The organism is Winogradskyella sp. 266wxhm (assembly GCF_058964685.1).
This window is the reverse complement of sequence record NZ_CM179559.1, coordinates 1,268,408-1,285,715: the sequence shown is the minus strand read 5'-3', so window position 1 is coordinate 1,285,715 and position 17,308 is coordinate 1,268,408. Positions and strand designations below refer to the sequence as shown.

Sequence of the window (17,308 nt, the reverse complement as noted above, 5' to 3'; positions counted from 1 at the left end):
TAATTTTTTACACAATAGAGATGAACATACCATCAGAATTAAAGTACACCAAAGATCACGAATGGATAAAAATTGAAGGTGATATTGCTACAGTAGGTATTACTGATTTTGCCCAAAGCGAATTAGGTGATATTGTATATGTAGAAGTAGATACTCTAGATGAAACTTTAGACGCAGAAGAAGTTTTTGGTACAGTTGAAGCAGTAAAAACAGTTTCAGATTTATTCTTACCACTTTCAGGTGAAATAGTAGAGTTTAATGAAGGCTTGGAAGACGAACCAGAAAAAGTTAATTCAGATCCTTATGGTGAAGGTTGGATGATTAAACTAAAATTCTCTGAAGCTTCTCAAGTTGAGGGATTACTATCTGCAGAAGATTATAAAGCCTTAATTAGTGGTTAAAAAACTAATATTACCAGCAGCTATAATCTATACCATTTGGTTAACGATTGTCAGTCTGATTAATCTTAGTAATGTACCTAGTTTAGGATCGTCTTTTGATGATAAAATTTATCACTTTATAGCATACTTTGGATTAGGCTTTTTATGGGTTACTTATTTTAAGTATAACATAAAATCAACTAATATCCCTTTGGCCTTTGGGACAGTGTTGCTTTACGGTATAATTTTAGAGCTAGTACAACACAAAATAAATCCCAATAGAACTTTTGACTTATACGATTTATTAGCAAATTGTTTAGGTGTTATAGTTGGCACATTAATTGCAGCTAAACTCAATGTATTTAAGTTAAAATAACTCAAAGCCTTGTTTTTTTTACTATTATTTAGTTAAATTAGCGATGTTATAAAAAACAAAAATTTTTATGGAACCTAAAAAGAATCCAAAATCGGATGTAAGTCGCAATAGCTCAATATATTTTGCGGTTGGTTTAGCGTTAATGCTTGCTGTAACATACTTGTCGATTAACTATAAAACTTACGACAAAAGTGATATTGCATTAGATTCGCTTAACCTTGATGATGAACTAGAGGAAGAAATTCCAATTACAGAGCAAATCGTTACACCTCCACCGCCACCTCCACCGCCACCAGCAGCTCCTGAAGTTATTGAGGTAGTAGAAGATGAGGTTGAAGTAGAGGAAACAGTAATTGAGTCTACAGAAACTGAAATGGAAACAGAAATTGTTGAAGTAGAAGAAGTAGAGGTTGAAGAAGTAGAAGAAGATATTGAGGTTCCATTCTCAGTTATTGAAAATGTGGCTGTATTCCCTGGTTGTGAAAATGAAAAAGGAAATGCTGCTAAAAAAGCTTGTATGAACGAAAAAGTAAACAGGTTTATTAACAAGAAATTTAATGTAGATTTAGCAAGTGACTTAGGTCTTCCTCCAGGAAGAAAGAGAATCTTCGTTCAGTTTAAGGTAGATAAAACAGGAAATATTACAAGTATTGCTGCCCGTGGTCCACACCCAGGATTAGAAAAAGAAGCAAAAAGAGTAATAAGTCAGTTACCTAAAATGAAGCCAGGAAAGCAAAGAGGTAAAGCTGTGGTAATGCCGTTCTCTATTCCAATTGTATTTGCTGTGCAAGACTAGAAAAACATTTTTTTTAAATATTTAAAAATCCCGTTCAAAATTAATTGGACGGGATTTTTGTTTTGGTATGCTTATTGTGACTTTATCATAATATTAACATTTAAATAATACATATTATGAAAAACTCTAAAAGAGACTTCGGTACTGTTGGTCAGAACAGTGTTGAAGTAAAAAAATCACAAAAGCATGATGCAAATTTACAAAAAAACTCAACCCTATATTTTCAAATAGGGTTGATTCTTTGCTTGCTTGGTACTTATGCACTTTTTGAAATGAAGTTTGAGAAATCAACATTAAAATTATCTAATGATGACCAAGCAATGGTTGAAACTATTTCAATGGAGTATGTAGAGCCTTTTGAAGTAGAAGTTATGAAACCTAAAGATCCAGAGCCAATTCCAACTACTGAGCTAAACGATGTTTACAAAGAAGTTGAAGATGATACTCCAATCATAGAAACTGTGATTAAGACTCCAGAAGAGCCAGTAGTTTCGGATAAACCTGTAGCAAAAGTTGAAGATCTCAAGCCTATTGAAAAACCAATAGATGAAGATGTTTTCGTTCCTTTTGTTTTAATAGAAAAGGCTCCTGTGTATCCAGGTTGTGAAAAGTATGATACTAATGATGATCGCAAAAAGTGTATGTCAGATAAAATAAGTAAGCTTATTGGCAAAAAATTTAATGTTGATGTAGGTTCAGAATATGGAATCTACGGTAAGCAAAAGATTACAACACAATTCACCATCGATAAGAATGGAAATGTTTCTGATATTAAGGTAAGAGGTCCACATAAAGCTTTAGAAGATGAGGCAAAGCGTGTTATCAATAAAATACCAAAAATGCAACCAGGCTTGCAGCGCAATGAACCTGTTGGAGTCATTTATACGTTACCAATTACGTATCAGACAAGAAATTAATTAGAAAAGATTTTATTTTTCAAACCGTTACAATTTTGTAACGGTTTTTTTATGCTGTCGTGTTTTTACTGTTACTGAAAAATTTAAGTATCTTTCAAGCATCAAAAATTTATTGTTTTTCATGAAGCGTATTTTGCTTTTTGCCATTCTTTTACTTTCAGAGATTGGGTTTGCTCAAACACCAATAACTTACGAAAAACCACCAGTATTTCAAGATTGTGAATCAGAATCCTTAGATCAAATCAAAAGTTGTTTTAACTACACTTTGAATAACTATATCTATGAGAATTTTAAAATTCCAGAGATAGTTGTTAATGAAAATTATAAAGGGGAAGTTCAAGTATTGTTTGAAATCGATAAAGAAGGAAGTTTCAAGGTTATATATACAGATGCTATTTATGATGAACTAAAAGCGGAAAGCAAACGTGTTTTTGAATCATTACCCAAAATAAAACCGGCAACTTATAATGGTAACCCAACATTTGTGCAATACAGTATAAGTATTTCTATTCCTTTATTAGAACCTGTGAAGGAGATTTCATCTGAAGAAAAATTAACCAAAAAAGATAGTCTCAATGCAACGCTTTCGGATGAATTTGACGAAATAGAGAAATCACGCAAACCTTATGACGGTTCAGAGTATTCAAGTCAATTAAACATTCCCTTTACACATTCTTATTACGCTAGATTTGATGATGAAATGAATGCAATTGGCACTAACAGCCACACTGCTGCAAAGCCTTTTATGTATAATTATGTGGCGAAATATTACGATGTTAAAGCTGAAAAGGAAAGTTTGAAAAAAGATACAGATACTTGGTTTGGGAGAAAACTTTACAACGAGCACCTAGTACAACTACAAGGTAAAGATTATTGGTTTACGGTGGACCCAATAGTAGATTTACAGGTAGGAAAAGATACAGAAGCCGATTTTAATTCAACTTGGAATAATACAAGGGGAATTTTTATACAAGCAGGTTTAGGAAAACGATTTAATATTTCAACTTCGGTATATGAAAGTCAAGGTAGATTCGCCGATTATTTTAATAATTATGCGGAAAGTTTAAAAGCTTTTGGCCCAGATCCTGCAATTATTCCAGGTCGTGGTATTGCAAAACGTTTCAAAGAAAACTCATATGATTATCCTGTTGCAGAGGCCTATTTATCTTATACTCCTGCAGATTTTTTAAACATTCAATTTGGTCATGGTAAAAATTTTATTGGTGACGGTTACAGATCATTGTTTCAGAGTGATATTTCTAGTCCGTATCCTTACCTTAAATTGAACACTAGTTTTTGGAAGATAAAATATACTAGTACTTGGATGTGGTTAAAAGATGTTAGAGATGAGGTTGTGGTGGATGACGCTTTTTTAACCAAATACATGGCAAATCATTATTTGAGTTGGAATGTTTCTAAACGGTTGAATATAGGTTTGTTTGAATCTGTAATGTGGGCTGATACAAACGGAAGAGGTTTTGATCTTAATTATCTTAATCCTATTATATTTTTTAGAGCTATAGAGTTTCAGACTGGTCAAGGAGCTGGAAATGCTATTTTAGGATTGAGTTCAAAGTATAAACTGAATAATAAAGTGAATTTATATGGTCAATTCATTCTTGATGAATTTTCTTCAGAAGATGTTACAGCAGGTAATAAAAGCTGGAAAAACAAATTCGGCTATCAGTTAGGTGCTAAATATTTCAATGCTTTTGATGTTGAAAATCTATTACTCCAAGCAGAATACAATCAAGTAAGACCTTATACCTATTCACATAATACTCAGATATTGAATTATGGACATTTTAATCAACCAATGGCGCATCTTTGGGGAGCTAATTTTAGAGAATTGGTTTTAATAGGTAGATATAATTATAAACGATGGTTTGCTGATGCCAAGATTATTATGGGACAACGAGGATTTGACTTTAATACGGATGAAGATGACTTTTCTTATGGAGGTGATATCTATAGAGACTATAATGATCGTAATGCAGACACAGGTATAAAGATTGGGCAAGGAAATAAAACCAATAGCTTTATGACTGAAATTCAGGCTGGATATTTAATTAATCCCGTTACTAACTTAAAGCTCTTTACTAATATTATTTATCGCGATTTTAATCCTGAAACTGTAACTGCAAACACAACAGCTTCAAATACGTTTTGGTTTAGTATTGGTGTAAGAACCGATTTGTTCAATTGGTACAATGATTTCTAGCTATTAGTTAAAACTAAAGTTTTACGTTGGTCATAACTTTTTTTCAAACTATCTTTGCACTCGCTAAGAATACAACTAAATAGGACACTTTTGAGTAGCACAAAATCTTCGGTATCAACAGCTTCTGTGATCACAGATTTTAAGGAAATTACAAAAATAGGATTATCTATTAGTGTAGTTTTTTCTTCAATGGCAGGTTATTTGTTAGGTGCAGAAACTATAAGTTTCTCAACTTTAATGCTTTTGGCTCTTGGTGGTTATTTTATGGTTGGCGCTTCTAACGCTTATAATCAAATTATTGAGCGTGACTTGGATGCCTTAATGGATAGGACTAAAAACAGACCTATTCCTGCGGGACGCATGTCGGTGAATACGGCTTTTATTATTGCTACGGTGTTTACCATTTTGGGTATAATAACGCTTTATAATATCAATCAAAAAACTGCAATGTGGGGAGCAATCTCCATTTTTTTATACACAAGTGTTTATACACCTTTAAAGACTAAAACATCCTTATCCGTTTTTGTGGGAGCTTTACCAGGTGCTATTCCATTTATGTTAGGTTGGGTTGCTGCTCGAGGGGAATTCGGCATTGAACCAGGAACTTTATTTGCTATTCAATTCTTTTGGCAATTTCCGCACTTTTGGTCTATAGGTTGGTTTTTGTATGAAGATTATAAAAAAGGAGGCTTTTTTATGTTGCCAACAGGAAAACAAGACAAAGGAACAGCAGTGCAAATAATTATGTATAGTATTTGGACTATTATAGCATCCATAATTCCAGTTTTTGGATTTACAGGGGATTTAAAATTATCTATCGTAGGTGCTATTTTAGTTACGCTTTTAGGTTTGGTAATGTTGTTTTACGCTTTTAAGTTATTTAAGAAGCGTTCGGTAAAAGTTGCGAAACAATTAATGTTATCTAGCGTATTTTATATTACAATGTTGCAAATTATATATGTTGCAGATAAATTTTTGAGATAGATGGATTTAACAGAAGGAACAGCACAAGAAAAACTAGCTAGGTCAAAGAAGATGATGCTTTGGTTTGGTATTGGATCTTTAATAATGTCTTTTGCTGCTTTAATTAGTGCTTTTATAGTGAGCAGAACAAGAGAAGATTGGTTAACCGATTTTCAATTACCAAGAGCTTTCACTATAAGTGTTTTTATAATTTTAATAAGTAGTGTAAGCTTAATATTAGCAAAAACAGCCTTAAAGCAGAACAAATTAAAGCTAGTGACACTGTGGTTAGTGCTAACTTTAGTGCTAGGAATTATGTTTGTTTACAGCCAGCTAGCAGGATTTAGCGAGTTTATTCAATCTGGTCTTTACTTTACAGGACCAACAAGTAACGTTACAATATCATTTATTTATATTATTGCTATAGCTCACTTATTGCACGTCATTGCTGGGTTAATATGCTTAGTTGTTGTAATTTATAATCATTATAAACAAAAGTATAATGCCCACAATATGTTGGGTTTTGAACTAGCGGCCAATTTTTGGCATTTTGTAGATATACTTTGGCTTGCGCTCTTTTTGTTTTTATATTTTTTTAGATACATAATTTGATTATTTTTGTCAAATCTTAAAATTTAAACAATTTCTATGGATTCTACAGTAGTTAGTACTGGTACAGAAGGCAAAACTTGGGGAGGAGGTAATGAACCTCTAAAGGCAAGTTATGGAAAAATGATGATGTGGTTCTTCATTTTATCAGACGCATTAACATTTTCCGGCTTCTTAGCCGCTTATGGTTTTTCAAGATTTAAATTTATCAAAGAATGGCCAATCGCAGATGAGGTATTTACTCACGTACCTTTTCTACACGGTCAAGAGCTACCAATGATTTATGTAGCGTTCATGACCTTTATTCTTATCATGTCTTCTGTAACAATGGTCTTAGCTGTTGATGCAGGACACCATTTAAACAAAGCTAAGGTTACACTTTACATGTTTTTAACCATTATTGGTGGTTTAATATTCGTGGGATCTCAAGCTTGGGAATGGGCAACTTTCATTCAAGGTGATTATGGCGCTGTACAAACTAAAGGTGGAAACATTTTACAGTTTGGTGAATATGTTACTGTAGACGGTAAGGAAAAATTCAAAAGAATTTCAATTGATGATTTTGCAGCAGTTCAAGCTGGTGAAAGGGCACAACACGAACGCAAAAACGGACTTTGGTTTGTGGGTGAAGGATCATTACCACCTTACACTGTAGATGAAATATATAATGGTTTAGCAGCTAACGAAAATATTTTAGTTAGAACACAAATCATAAACGAAGAAGGTGAAAAGACAATACTAACTAGAGACGAGTCTTTAAAGCAAATTAAAGAAAATGGTAAGTTGGTAGTAAAAGGTGCTAACCTACAAGTTAATGAATATGGTACTTCACTATTTGCTGATTTCTTTTTCTTCATAACAGGTTTCCACGGTTTCCACGTATTTTCTGGTGTGGTTATCAATATCATAATTTTCTTCAACGTCGTATTAGGTACTTACGAGCGTAGAAAAAGTTATGAAATGGTTGAAAAAGTTGGTTTATACTGGCACTTTGTAGATTTAGTTTGGGTATTTGTATTTACATTCTTCTACTTAGTATAAAAGATTAATAAGATTTATAATTATGGCACACGAACATAAATTAGAAATATTCAGAGGACGTTGGAAGTTTAAATCTAATACTCAAAAAATTTGGGGAGTTTTAGCGTTCTTAACATTTGTTACGGCAATTGAAGTTGTTCTTGGTATTTACAAACCAGAATTCTTAATGAGTACTTGGATAGATCCTGTTGAGGGTGGCTTTTTTGCTACTCTAGCAAATATGATATTGTCACCTTTTGTATATATGAAACCTTTGAATCTCATCTTTATACTTTTAACAATAGTTAAAGCGTATTATATTACTTGGGATTTCATGCACATGAGAGATGAAACTGCAAACTTAAGACGTGCTGTAGTTTGGACAGGAGTATTTCTAATCTGTTATTTAATCTTCATCCTATTACAGGAAGGTGGTTACGTTTTTAGTGTATATAATGCTGAAGACGCGTTAATAAAAAGAGATTTTTAATCGTAATTTTTTACGTTAAATGATATTAAAAGGTGGTTTTTCTAAACCGCCTTTTTTATTTTTGCATTATGGAAGCAAGTCAAAGAAAGCGCAATATTGTATTAGGGATTTTATTCTTTTTACCAGTGGCTTTTTTGTTGATGCTTTATCCAGCAAAGCACAATTATGAACCCCTTAATATTGTGAATGAAAACGTTTCTGATATTGAAAGCTTTCAAACAATAGATTCAGAAGGGGTAATTCTAAAAGATCATATTACCATTCTAGGCTTTTTTGGTAATTCTCCATTAAAAAATAGTATAGCAGCTTCAAACCTTAAAGAATTAGTTTACGATAAATTCAAAGGTTTTAAAAAATTTCAGGTCATCATTGTGGTTCCAGAAGGAACTGAAGAGGAGGTGACTAAACTTCAAAAAGAAATAAGTTCTTATGAAGAACTAAAGTATTGGCATTATGTTTTCGGTACGGAAGGCGAAATAAAAATGTTGTACCATAGTCTAAAGTCCAATAGTCAATTAGATGATGATTTGTCTACTGAAAATGTATTTATAATAGATAAAGATTTAAGTCAGCGAGGAAGAATAGATGGTAGAGAGGAAAAAGAAATAGAAGCTAATAAACCTCCATACAGTGTGTATTCATATAATACAATAGAAGTTGCTCAAATTAAGAATATGATGAATGACGATATAAGAATCTTATTTACAGAATATCGTCAAAAACGTAAAGGCAAATTTGAAGATTCTAGTACGAGGAGAGCTAACGATTTAAAACAAACCAATGAGTAAGAAAACAAATTATTCCTATGTAGGTATAGCCTTCATAATTCTAGTTTTCGGGATTATTTTCATTCCTAAAATTATAGATAGAGTTAGTTCGGATGATGTAACAAGAGATGAAAGTCGAAGCGAGGATATTTCTAAAGATGCTAAAAAAGGTAAAAGTGATTTAGCCTATTTAGAGATTAATGGAAAGCCTAAAAAAGTCCCTTCGTTTAGTTTTACTAACCAAGATGGAGAAATAGTTACAAATGCCGATTATATAGGTAAAGTTTATGTGGTAGAGTTTTTCTTTACGACTTGCCCAACTATTTGTCCGATTATGAATAAAAATTTAGTTGAAGTTCAGAATCACTTTGAAGATTTTGAAAACTTCGGCGTAGCTTCATTTTCTATTACTCCAGATATTGATACTCCAGAAGTATTGAAAGCCTATGCAGACCATTATGGTATTAAAAATCCCAACTGGAACCTAATGACAGGTGATGAAGACGCTATATATAAATTAGCTAATGAAGGATTTAATCTTTACACAGCTAAAGACGAAACTGTTGAAGGTGGTTTTGAGCATTCTGGTAACTTTGCATTGATTGATAAGGAAGGTTACATTCGTTCTCGTAGAGATGAGTTTGGAAACCCTTTAATCTTTTATAATGGATTAATTCCTGAAGCCATTGGTGTAGATGAAGACGGAATTCCTCAGGAAATTACAATCTTAAAAGAAGACATTGCTAAACTTTTAGAAGAATAATTATGAGTTCAGTAGATTTAGATAAAGAAAAAAAATACAACAAGTGGATTGTTGCGCTTTCTATTATTATTCCACTTGCTGTAGCGATATTGTTTGGAGTAAACCTTAGAAAACTAGGTTTTGATGTAGAACCATTAACTTTTTTGCCACCTATTTATGCTGCTATTAATGGATTAACAGCAGTGGTATTAATTATTGCAGTTGTAGCTATCAAAAATAAAAAAGTACAACTTCATGAGCGTTTAATGAAGTTTGCTATTATGTTGTCCGTAGCTTTTTTAGTGATGTATGTAGCTTATCATATGACGAGCGATTCTACTAAATTTGGTGGTGAAGGTTTTGTAAAATATATTTATTACTTCATATTAATTACTCACATCTTGCTTTCTATAGTTATTATACCATTTGTACTTATCACTTATGTGAGAGCAATTACCAATAATATTGAGCGTCACAGAAAAATAGCTAAAATCACTTTTCCAATGTGGTTGTATGTGGCTATAACAGGTGTGGTTGTTTATCTCATGATTTCACCATATTATTCATAATATGAAAAAGCAGGTCCTCTTTATACTTTTTACATTCTACGTTACTTTTCAGTCAAGCGCACAATGTGCTATGTGTAGGGCAGTTTTGGAAAGTGGAGAAAGTCAATCTCCAGCAAGAGGTATCAATGACGGTATTATGTTTTTAATGGCTGTTCCCTACATTTTAGTAGCGGTAATAGGGTATATAGTTTACAGGTCTTACAACAAATCGAGAAAACCTAAAACTAACTAATTTTTAGTTGTAACAATTCTTCACTTTAAGAGTCTTATTTAGAGTTAATCAAGGAATCTATTAACACTTCCTTGGGATAAAAAAGGTTAATATTTTTTTAAAATTGTAGCCTCTAACGCTATTTTACTATGATTAAGATTAAAGATTTACACAAATCTTATCACATGGGCAGTAACTCGCTTCATGTACTTAAAGGTATTAATTTCGAAGTAGAAGAAGGTGAACTTGTGTCTATAATGGGGTCTTCAGGTTCTGGTAAATCTACATTACTTAATATTCTTGGTATGTTAGATGAGGCAGACGAAGGGCAATACATCTTAGATAATGTGCCAATCAAAAATCTTAATGAAAAAATAGCGGCAAAATACAGAAATGAATTTTTAGGCTTTATTTTTCAATCCTTCAATCTTATCAATTACAAGAGTGCGTTAGATAATGTTTCTATGCCATTATACTACAAAGGCATTAAAAGAAAAGAGCGTACAGAAAGAGCCATGCATTATCTTGAAAAAGTAGGGCTTGCAAACTGGTCACATCATTTACCGAGTGAATTATCTGGTGGTCAAAAACAGAGAGTTGCTATAGCAAGAGCTTTGGCAAGTGATCCAAAAGTATTGTTGGCAGATGAGCCAACGGGAGCTTTAGATACCAAAACATCGTATGAAGTTATGGAGCTTATTCAAGGAATTAATGACGAAGGTAAAACCATTCTGGTTGTAACTCATGAGGATGATATTGCGCATATGACTAAGCGTATTGTAAATCTAAAAGACGGTCTTATTATCGATGATAGTAAGGTGGAACAAGTAAGGGCATCAGCACATGTTTGATTTAGAGCGTTGGCAAGAAATATTCGAAACACTACGTAAAAACAAATTACGTACTTTCTTAACTGGCCTTTCAGTAGCTTCAGGGATATTTATTCTTGTAGCACTTCTTGGTATAAGTAAAGGTATAGAAAATGGTGTGAAGTCGGAATTTGAACAAGATGCTACAAATAAAATTTCAGTTTGGACAGGTGTAACCACCAAAGGTTATAAAGGCTTAAACCCAGGAAGATACATTCAGATGAAAAATTCAACATTTGAAGCTATCGAAAATCAATACGATGATTATTTTGAATACCGTTCCAAAGATTATATGATTTGGGGTGGAACTGTATCTTATAATAATGAAACTGGAGATTATCGCATTAGAGGTACCTTGCCAGATAACCAGTTTATTGAAAATGCAGATATAGGCTCTGGTCGTTTTATCAACGAATCTGATTTAGAGGAAAGCAAAAAGGTTGCTGTTATAGGTAACAAAATGAAAGTTGATCTTTTTAAAGGTGAAGATCCTATAAACAAGAACATTCAAATCTTTGGAATGAATTTCAAAGTTGTTGGTGTTTTTTATGATCCAGGTGGAGATCGCGAAGAAAGTCAGGTTTACATTCCTGTAAGTACAGCTCAAAAAATATTTAATGCGGGAGAGAATATTAGAAATATGTCTTTCACTGTGAAAATGGCTAAAAACTTTGATGAAGCTGTTGCAGTATCTAATGCTATTGCGCAAGGAATGGAGCAAAAGATTAAGGAAATTCATACTGTTTCGCCAGATGACACAAGTGCGGTCAGAGTAAATAATACTTTAGAACAGGCAGAAGAGATATATTCGTTAATCGCAATTATACAAGCGGTATTTTGGTTTATAGGAATATTTACTCTAGTTGCAGGAATTGTTGGCGTTGGTAATATTATGCTAATTATAGTTAAGGAGCGTACAAAAGAAATAGGAATAAGGAAAGCTTTAGGCGCATTACCAAGTTCTATTGTGAGTATGGTATTACAAGAAGCGGTTTTTGTGACTATGTTTGCAGGGCTCTTCGGTTTGATTTTTGGTTTGGCCACACTTGAGATTTTTGGTCCATATATAGAAGAAATGACAGACTTTATAAGATATCCTCAGGTAGATTTCAATACTGCATTGACTTCTGTTTTTTTACTTGTTTTAGCAGGAGGTATTGCAGGTTTTATTCCTGCCTACCGAGCAGCAAGAATTAAACCAATAATAGCTTTAAGGGATGAATAATATTTTTTCTAAAGACAGATGGAGCGAAATATTAGAGGCTTTAAATTCTAATAAGCTTAGAACTTTTTTAACAGCAATAGGAGTATCCTGGGGAATATTCATTTTTGTAGCATTATTAGCTCTTACCAATGGTTTAAAAAAAGGTGTGACTGCAGGTTTTGGTGATTTTGCAACTAATTCTATGTTCATGTGGACACAAGGTACTTCTAAACCCTATAAAGGGTTACCAAAAGGGCGCTATTTTAATTATAAAATAGATGATGTAGCCGCTATAAAATCCCAAATTCCAAATATTAAATATGTGTCACCTAGAAATCAATTAGGTGGATTTAGAGGTGCAAATAATGTTATCAGAGGTACAAAAACAGGTGCTTTTGAAATTTATGGTGACTATCCAGAATATATAAAACAACAACCAATGGATATTCTTCAAGGCCGTTTTATAAGTTATTCTGATATTCAAACAAAACGAAAAATTTGTGTCATAGGTACAGGTGTTGTCAAAGGGATGTATGATAAGGATGAAGATATACTAGGTACTTATATAAAAATTAATGGTGTTAACTTTATGGTAGTTGGTACTTTTAAAATGAGCAATAGTCAAGGTGATGACGAACAAGATGCTAGTACAATTTATATACCTTTTACAACTTTTGGTCAAGCATTTAATAGAGGTGATAATGTGGGTTGGATGGCTATAACTGCGGAAGATGATGTTACAATAACATCAATTAAACAACAGGTTTTTGACCTTATGAAGTTTAGACATAAAGTAGACCCAACAGATGAAAGGGCTATAGGTCATTTTGATTTGTCAGAAAGATTTGGTCGGATTAATGGATTGTTTACAATTTTATCCTTTGTGGGATATTTTGTAGGTGCCTTAGTATTATTGTCGGGTATTATAGGTATCAATAATATTATGCTCATAGTAGTAAAGGAACGAACAAAAGAAATAGGTGTACGGAGAGCATTAGGAGCGTCTCCTTGGATGATAAAAAGTCAAATTTTACAAGAGAGTTTAGTATTAACAATTTTATCAGGTATGTTAGGGGTTTCCTTTGCCTCCTTTTTTATATGGATACTGAATGTCATTTTAGACAATGCGGGTGAAGTAAAAAATTTTGCAAATCCAAGTGTAAGTATGCAAGTGGTATTTACAGCTTTAATAATATTAGTGGTCTCAGGTGTTTTAGCAGGTCTTATTCCTGCCAATAGTGCAACAAAAATGAAACCCGTAGACGCTTTACGAATCGAATAAATATTTTATATCAATCATAAATCATGAAAAGAACAACAACAATAATTATACTCATTTCCATAGTACTTGTATTTGGGGTGTCATTATTTTATCTGTGGCAAAAAAATCAGGAAGATCCTATAACTTATACTTCCGAGTCGCCAACTGAAGAAACCATTATGGTGAAAACTGTAGCAACTGGTAGTATTGTGCCAAAAGAGGAAATTTTGATCAAACCTAATATCTCAGGAGTTATTGAGGAAATCTTTATTGAAGCAGGAGAGTACGTTGAATCAGGTGATTTAATTGCACAGATTAGAGTAATACCAAATGTATCTAACCTTACTAGTGCAAAAAACAGTATTGCATCCAATCAAACTGCTTTGCAAACCGCAGAAATTAATTTCAAAACTCAAAAAGCTATTTACGATCGTCAAAAAGCATTATTTGATAAAGGTGTGATTTCAGCAAATGATTTCGATCAGGTAAGCAATACTTATTTACAAGCAAAGCAACAAGTAGAGCAATCTAGAATTAATCTTACTCAGTCGCGTCAAAATTATGATATCATAAAAACAGGAACGACTTCAGGCTTAGGTACTATAGCTCAAACACAAGTAAGAGCAACTGTATCAGGAATGGTTTTAGATGTTCCTGTAGAAGTTGGTAATCAGGTTATTGAAGCCAATAATTTTAATGAAGGAACATCAATTGCGTCACTTGCAGACGTTACTAAAATGATTTTTGAAGGTAAAGTTGATGAAAGCGAAGTAGGTAAAATTAAGGAAGGTTTACCTCTTGAAATTACTGTTGGTGCTATAGAAGACAAAAAATTTGATGCTACTTTAGATTACATCGCTCCAAAAGGTGTTGCCGAAAATGGTGCGATTCAATTTGAAATCAAAGGTTCACTTAAGAAAATGGATTCAACTTTTATTAGAGCTGGTCTAAGTGCTAATGCTTCCATTATTTTAGAAAAAGCAGAAAAGGTATTAGCTATTAAAGAGGCTTTAGTGCAATATGATGAAAAGACTAAAGAGCCTTTTGTAGAGGTTGTAGTAGGTGATCAAGAATTCAAAAGAAAAGAGGTTGAGTTAGGCATAAGCGATGGTATTTTCGTTGAAGTAAAAAATGGTATAACTAAAGACGATAAAATAAAGGTTTGGAACCAAGTTCAAGGTGTGCCAAAATATGCGCAACAGTAATTTTTTAAAATTTTGTAACACTTTGAAATTTATAAAGACATATAGTTTAGTTATGAAAAAAATAATTTGCATAGTATTAGTTTTTACAGCTATAAACCTGCACGCTCAAGATAAAAAATGGACGCTCTTAGAATGCGTTAATTATGCTCTAGAGAATAACATCTCCATAAAGCAGAGTGAGTTAGATTTACATTTGGCAGATATTGCTAAAAAAGATGCAATTGGTAACTTTTTGCCAACGCTGAATGCTAATGCCAGTTTGGGAAGTAATACAGGTGCTAACGTAAACCCAGCTACCAACCAATTTGAGAATAGTACTTTTGAATCTGCTAATGGTTCTATAAGTTCAGGTATCAATATTTTTAATGGATTGGCTAATTGGAAAACATTGCAAAGAACAAAGTTAAATCAGATAGCTTCGCAATATAGTCTGGATAAAATGAAAGATGATACCTCTCTTTTTGTAGCAAATTCATTTTTACAAATACTTGCTAATAGAGAGCAGTTAAGAGTCCTAAGAGCTCAAAATGCAGTTACCAAAGAAAACATAAAAAATACACAAGAGTTAGTTGATGCAGGCGTGTTGCCACGTGGTGACTTATTAGAAATTCAGGCAACAGATGCAACTCAGGAACAACAAATTATAAATGCTGAGAATGCATTAATAATTTCAAAAATAGGTTTGGCACAAACATTACAGCTAAAAGATTATCTCAATTTTGATATTGTTGATGAAGATTATGGTTTGATAGGTGCAGATATTTTAGATAAAACTCCATTTGAAATTGCTGAAAAAGCAAAAGAAGAAGTTAACGATGTTCGAATAGCTCAAGCAAATTTAGATATAGCACAAAAAGATTTAGAAATAAGCAGATCTAATTACTCACCTTCATTATCTGGTTTTGTTCAGTATAGCACACGTTGGGCAAGTACACAAACAAATCCTTTTACAGGTGAAGATATTGCATTTATTGATCAATTATACATATTTGACGGTACTTCTATCGGACTTCAATTAAGTGTACCTATATTTAATGGTTTTAGTGTAAGAAATAATGTTGAAAGAAGTAAAGTTGCCATAGAGCGTCAGAAATACCAATTAGAACAGACTCAGCTAGATTTAGAATCTACAGTGTATCAGGCCTATAATGATGCAAAGAATTCTAAGAAAGCTTATGAAGCTGCATTAAAAACGGAAGAAGCTAGGCGTTTAGCATTTGAATATGCTAAAGAACGTTATGATGTAGGTTTATCTAATGCATTTGACTTTAACCAATCTAGAACTGCGTACGAGAACTCTCAATCTGATGTGGTTCGTACCAAATATGATTATATTTTTAGACTGAAAATATTAGAATTCTACTTTGGGCTTCCAATTACAGATTTAAACTAATAAAAAAATGAGTAAAACAGTAAAAATTATTATCGGTGTCGTTGTTATAGTCCTTGTCCTTTTGGTGGCTGGATCTAAAATGGGATGGTTCGGCAAAAAAGGTAATTTTAAATCCGTTACTGTTAAAGAGGTAACACTTCAAGATATTGTAGAGACTGTTTCTGCTACAGGTAAAATTCAACCAGAGGTTGAGGTTAAAATATCATCAGAAGTATCTGGTGAAATTTTAGATTTACCATTCAAAGAAGGGCAAGAAGTTAAAGAAGGAGATTTGTTAGTTAGGATAAACCCAGATTTAATTCAGTCTGCTGTTAATCGTTCTCAAGCATCATATCAAAATGTTAGAGCTGGTTTAGAACAAGCCGAAGCAAATTTAAAACAAGCAAAAGCAGATTATGAAAGAAATAAATCACTTTTTGATAAGGGTGTAATCTCTAAGGCTGATTGGGACCGATCAATTGCGGCCTATGAAACTGCTGTAGCGAGTAAAAGTTCAGCGTATTACAATGTACAAAGTGCGGCAGCAACAGTTAATGAAGCAAAAGATAATTTAAGCCGAACTACAATCTATGCGCCAATGAGCGGAACCATCTCATTATTGAGTGTAGAAAAAGGTGAGCGTGTTGTTGGGACACAGCAAATGGCAGGTACGGAAATTTTACGTGTAGCTAACCTTAAAAATATGGAGGTTGAGGTAGATGTCAATGAAAATGATATTGTAAAAGTCGAAATTGGTGATTCTACAATAGTTGAAGTAGATGCTTACTTAAAGAAAGAGTTTAAAGGTGTTGTTACTGAAATTGCCAATTCTGCTGAAGGCTCTTTAACAGCAGATCAGGTAACAAACTTTAAAGTTAAAGTTAGAATTCTTGAAGAATCCTATAAAGACTTAACCGAAGGTAAACCTGAAACATATTCACCTTTTAGACCAGGTATGACTGCTACAGTAGATATTATTACAAACCAAAGAAAAAATGCTATTGCTGTGCCAATTAGTGCAATTGTTATTAAAACAGATACAAGCTCAGTTAAAAAACCTTTTGGTAAGTCTGAATTTGAAGATGATTCAATCAGTTCTGAAGAAGAAAAGTTTGAATGTGTTTTTGTAGAAGCTAATGGTAAGGCAAAATTAAAAGTGGTTAAGACAGGTATTCAGGACGATACAAATATTGAAATTACATCAGGCCTCACAGAGGATGATAAAATTATCACAGGACCTTACAATGTAGTTTCCAAAACATTAAATCCTGGTGATCTTTTGGAGGTTCAAAATAAATCATCCAGAGCATCAGAAAGTAAAGAAGAATAAATTTAT

19 protein-coding genes are annotated in these 17,308 nt (G+C 32.9%); all 19 read left to right on the top strand.

What is annotated here, in order from left to right; genetic code table 11:
• The first annotated feature begins 20 nt into the window (after window positions 1–20).
• The 19 genes from gcvH to AC2H4K_RS05585 all read left to right on the top strand — a co-directional run bounded on the left by gcvH (window position 21) and on the right by AC2H4K_RS05585 (window position 17,302).
• On the top strand, window positions 21–401 hold the full coding sequence (gene gcvH, locus AC2H4K_RS05675; RefSeq protein ID WP_281140310.1) for a glycine cleavage system protein GcvH: 381 nt from the start codon (window positions 21–23) through the stop codon (window positions 399–401).
• Window positions 394–756: a VanZ family protein gene (locus tag AC2H4K_RS05670; protein WP_281140309.1), complete on the top strand. Its 363-nt coding sequence runs from the start codon at window positions 394–396 to the stop codon at window positions 754–756. The genes gcvH and AC2H4K_RS05670 overlap by 8 nt, the downstream gene beginning before the upstream one ends.
• Before the next feature lie 67 nt (window positions 757–823).
• Window positions 824–1,552, top strand: coding sequence for an energy transducer TonB (locus tag AC2H4K_RS05665; RefSeq protein ID WP_281140308.1), 729 nt, complete (start codon window positions 824–826; stop codon window positions 1,550–1,552).
• Between the two features lie 116 nt (window positions 1,553–1,668).
• Entirely contained in the window at window positions 1,669–2,469 is an 801-nt protein-coding gene (locus AC2H4K_RS05660) for an energy transducer TonB (RefSeq protein WP_281140307.1), read from the top strand.
• Between the two features lie 121 nt (window positions 2,470–2,590).
• Window positions 2,591–4,690, top strand: a complete 2,100-nt coding sequence (locus AC2H4K_RS05655; RefSeq protein WP_281140306.1) for a gliding motility protein RemB — start codon at window positions 2,591–2,593, stop codon at window positions 4,688–4,690.
• 90 nt (window positions 4,691–4,780) lie between these two features.
• On the top strand, window positions 4,781–5,674 hold the full coding sequence (cyoE, locus tag AC2H4K_RS05650) for a heme o synthase (RefSeq protein ID WP_281140305.1): 894 nt from the start codon (window positions 4,781–4,783) through the stop codon (window positions 5,672–5,674).
• Window positions 5,675–6,265, top strand: a complete 591-nt coding sequence (locus tag AC2H4K_RS05645) for a cytochrome c oxidase subunit 3 (protein ID WP_281140304.1) — start codon at window positions 5,675–5,677, stop codon at window positions 6,263–6,265. It abuts the gene before it with no gap.
• 36 nt (window positions 6,266–6,301) lie between these two features.
• Complete coding sequence (locus AC2H4K_RS05640; protein WP_281140303.1) at window positions 6,302–7,303, top strand: cytochrome c oxidase subunit 3; 1,002 nt, start codon at window positions 6,302–6,304, stop codon at window positions 7,301–7,303.
• A 22-nt stretch (window positions 7,304–7,325) separates the two neighbouring features.
• Window positions 7,326–7,772, top strand: a complete 447-nt coding sequence (locus tag AC2H4K_RS05635) for a cytochrome C oxidase subunit IV family protein (RefSeq protein ID WP_281140302.1) — start codon at window positions 7,326–7,328, stop codon at window positions 7,770–7,772.
• A 68-nt stretch (window positions 7,773–7,840) separates the two neighbouring features.
• Window positions 7,841–8,560 carry a hypothetical protein gene (locus tag AC2H4K_RS05630; RefSeq protein ID WP_493742960.1) on the top strand — a complete coding sequence of 240 codons (720 nt, stop codon included), beginning with the start codon at window positions 7,841–7,843 and terminating at the stop codon, window positions 8,558–8,560.
• Window positions 8,553–9,302: an SCO family protein gene (locus AC2H4K_RS05625; RefSeq protein WP_493742959.1), complete on the top strand. Its 750-nt coding sequence runs from the start codon at window positions 8,553–8,555 to the stop codon at window positions 9,300–9,302. The genes AC2H4K_RS05630 and AC2H4K_RS05625 overlap by 8 nt, the downstream gene beginning before the upstream one ends.
• A 2-nt stretch (window positions 9,303–9,304) precedes the next feature.
• Window positions 9,305–9,850 carry a DUF420 domain-containing protein gene (locus AC2H4K_RS05620; RefSeq protein WP_281140299.1) on the top strand — a complete coding sequence of 182 codons (546 nt, stop codon included), beginning with the start codon at window positions 9,305–9,307 and terminating at the stop codon, window positions 9,848–9,850.
• 1 nt (window position 9,851) lies between these two features.
• A complete protein-coding gene (locus AC2H4K_RS05615) occupies window positions 9,852–10,082 on the top strand; it encodes a hypothetical protein (RefSeq protein WP_493742958.1) in 231 nt (76 codons plus the stop codon).
• A gap of 128 nt (window positions 10,083–10,210) precedes the next feature.
• Window positions 10,211–10,912 carry an ABC transporter ATP-binding protein gene (locus AC2H4K_RS05610; RefSeq protein WP_281140297.1) on the top strand — a complete coding sequence of 234 codons (702 nt, stop codon included), beginning with the start codon at window positions 10,211–10,213 and terminating at the stop codon, window positions 10,910–10,912.
• Window positions 10,905–12,155, top strand: a complete 1,251-nt coding sequence (locus tag AC2H4K_RS05605; RefSeq protein WP_281140296.1) for an ABC transporter permease — start codon at window positions 10,905–10,907, stop codon at window positions 12,153–12,155. The genes AC2H4K_RS05610 and AC2H4K_RS05605 overlap by 8 nt, the downstream gene beginning before the upstream one ends.
• Window position 12,156: 1 nt before the next feature.
• Window positions 12,157–13,416, top strand: a complete 1,260-nt coding sequence (locus AC2H4K_RS05600; RefSeq protein WP_281140567.1) for an ABC transporter permease — start codon at window positions 12,157–12,159, stop codon at window positions 13,414–13,416.
• Window positions 13,417–13,439: 23 nt separating this feature from the next.
• The gene (locus AC2H4K_RS05595; protein WP_281140295.1) at window positions 13,440–14,600 is read left to right on the top strand and encodes an efflux RND transporter periplasmic adaptor subunit; all 1,161 of its coding nucleotides are present in this window, start codon (window positions 13,440–13,442) and stop codon (window positions 14,598–14,600) included.
• 52 nt (window positions 14,601–14,652) lie between these two features.
• Window positions 14,653–15,993 (top strand): TolC family protein, encoded by a 1,341-nt coding sequence (locus AC2H4K_RS05590; protein ID WP_281140294.1) that lies wholly within the window; start codon window positions 14,653–14,655, stop codon window positions 15,991–15,993.
• Window positions 15,994–16,000: 7 nt separating this feature from the next.
• Entirely contained in the window at window positions 16,001–17,302 is a 1,302-nt protein-coding gene (locus AC2H4K_RS05585; protein ID WP_281140293.1) for an efflux RND transporter periplasmic adaptor subunit, read from the top strand.
• The last annotated feature ends 6 nt before the right edge of the window (window positions 17,303–17,308 follow it).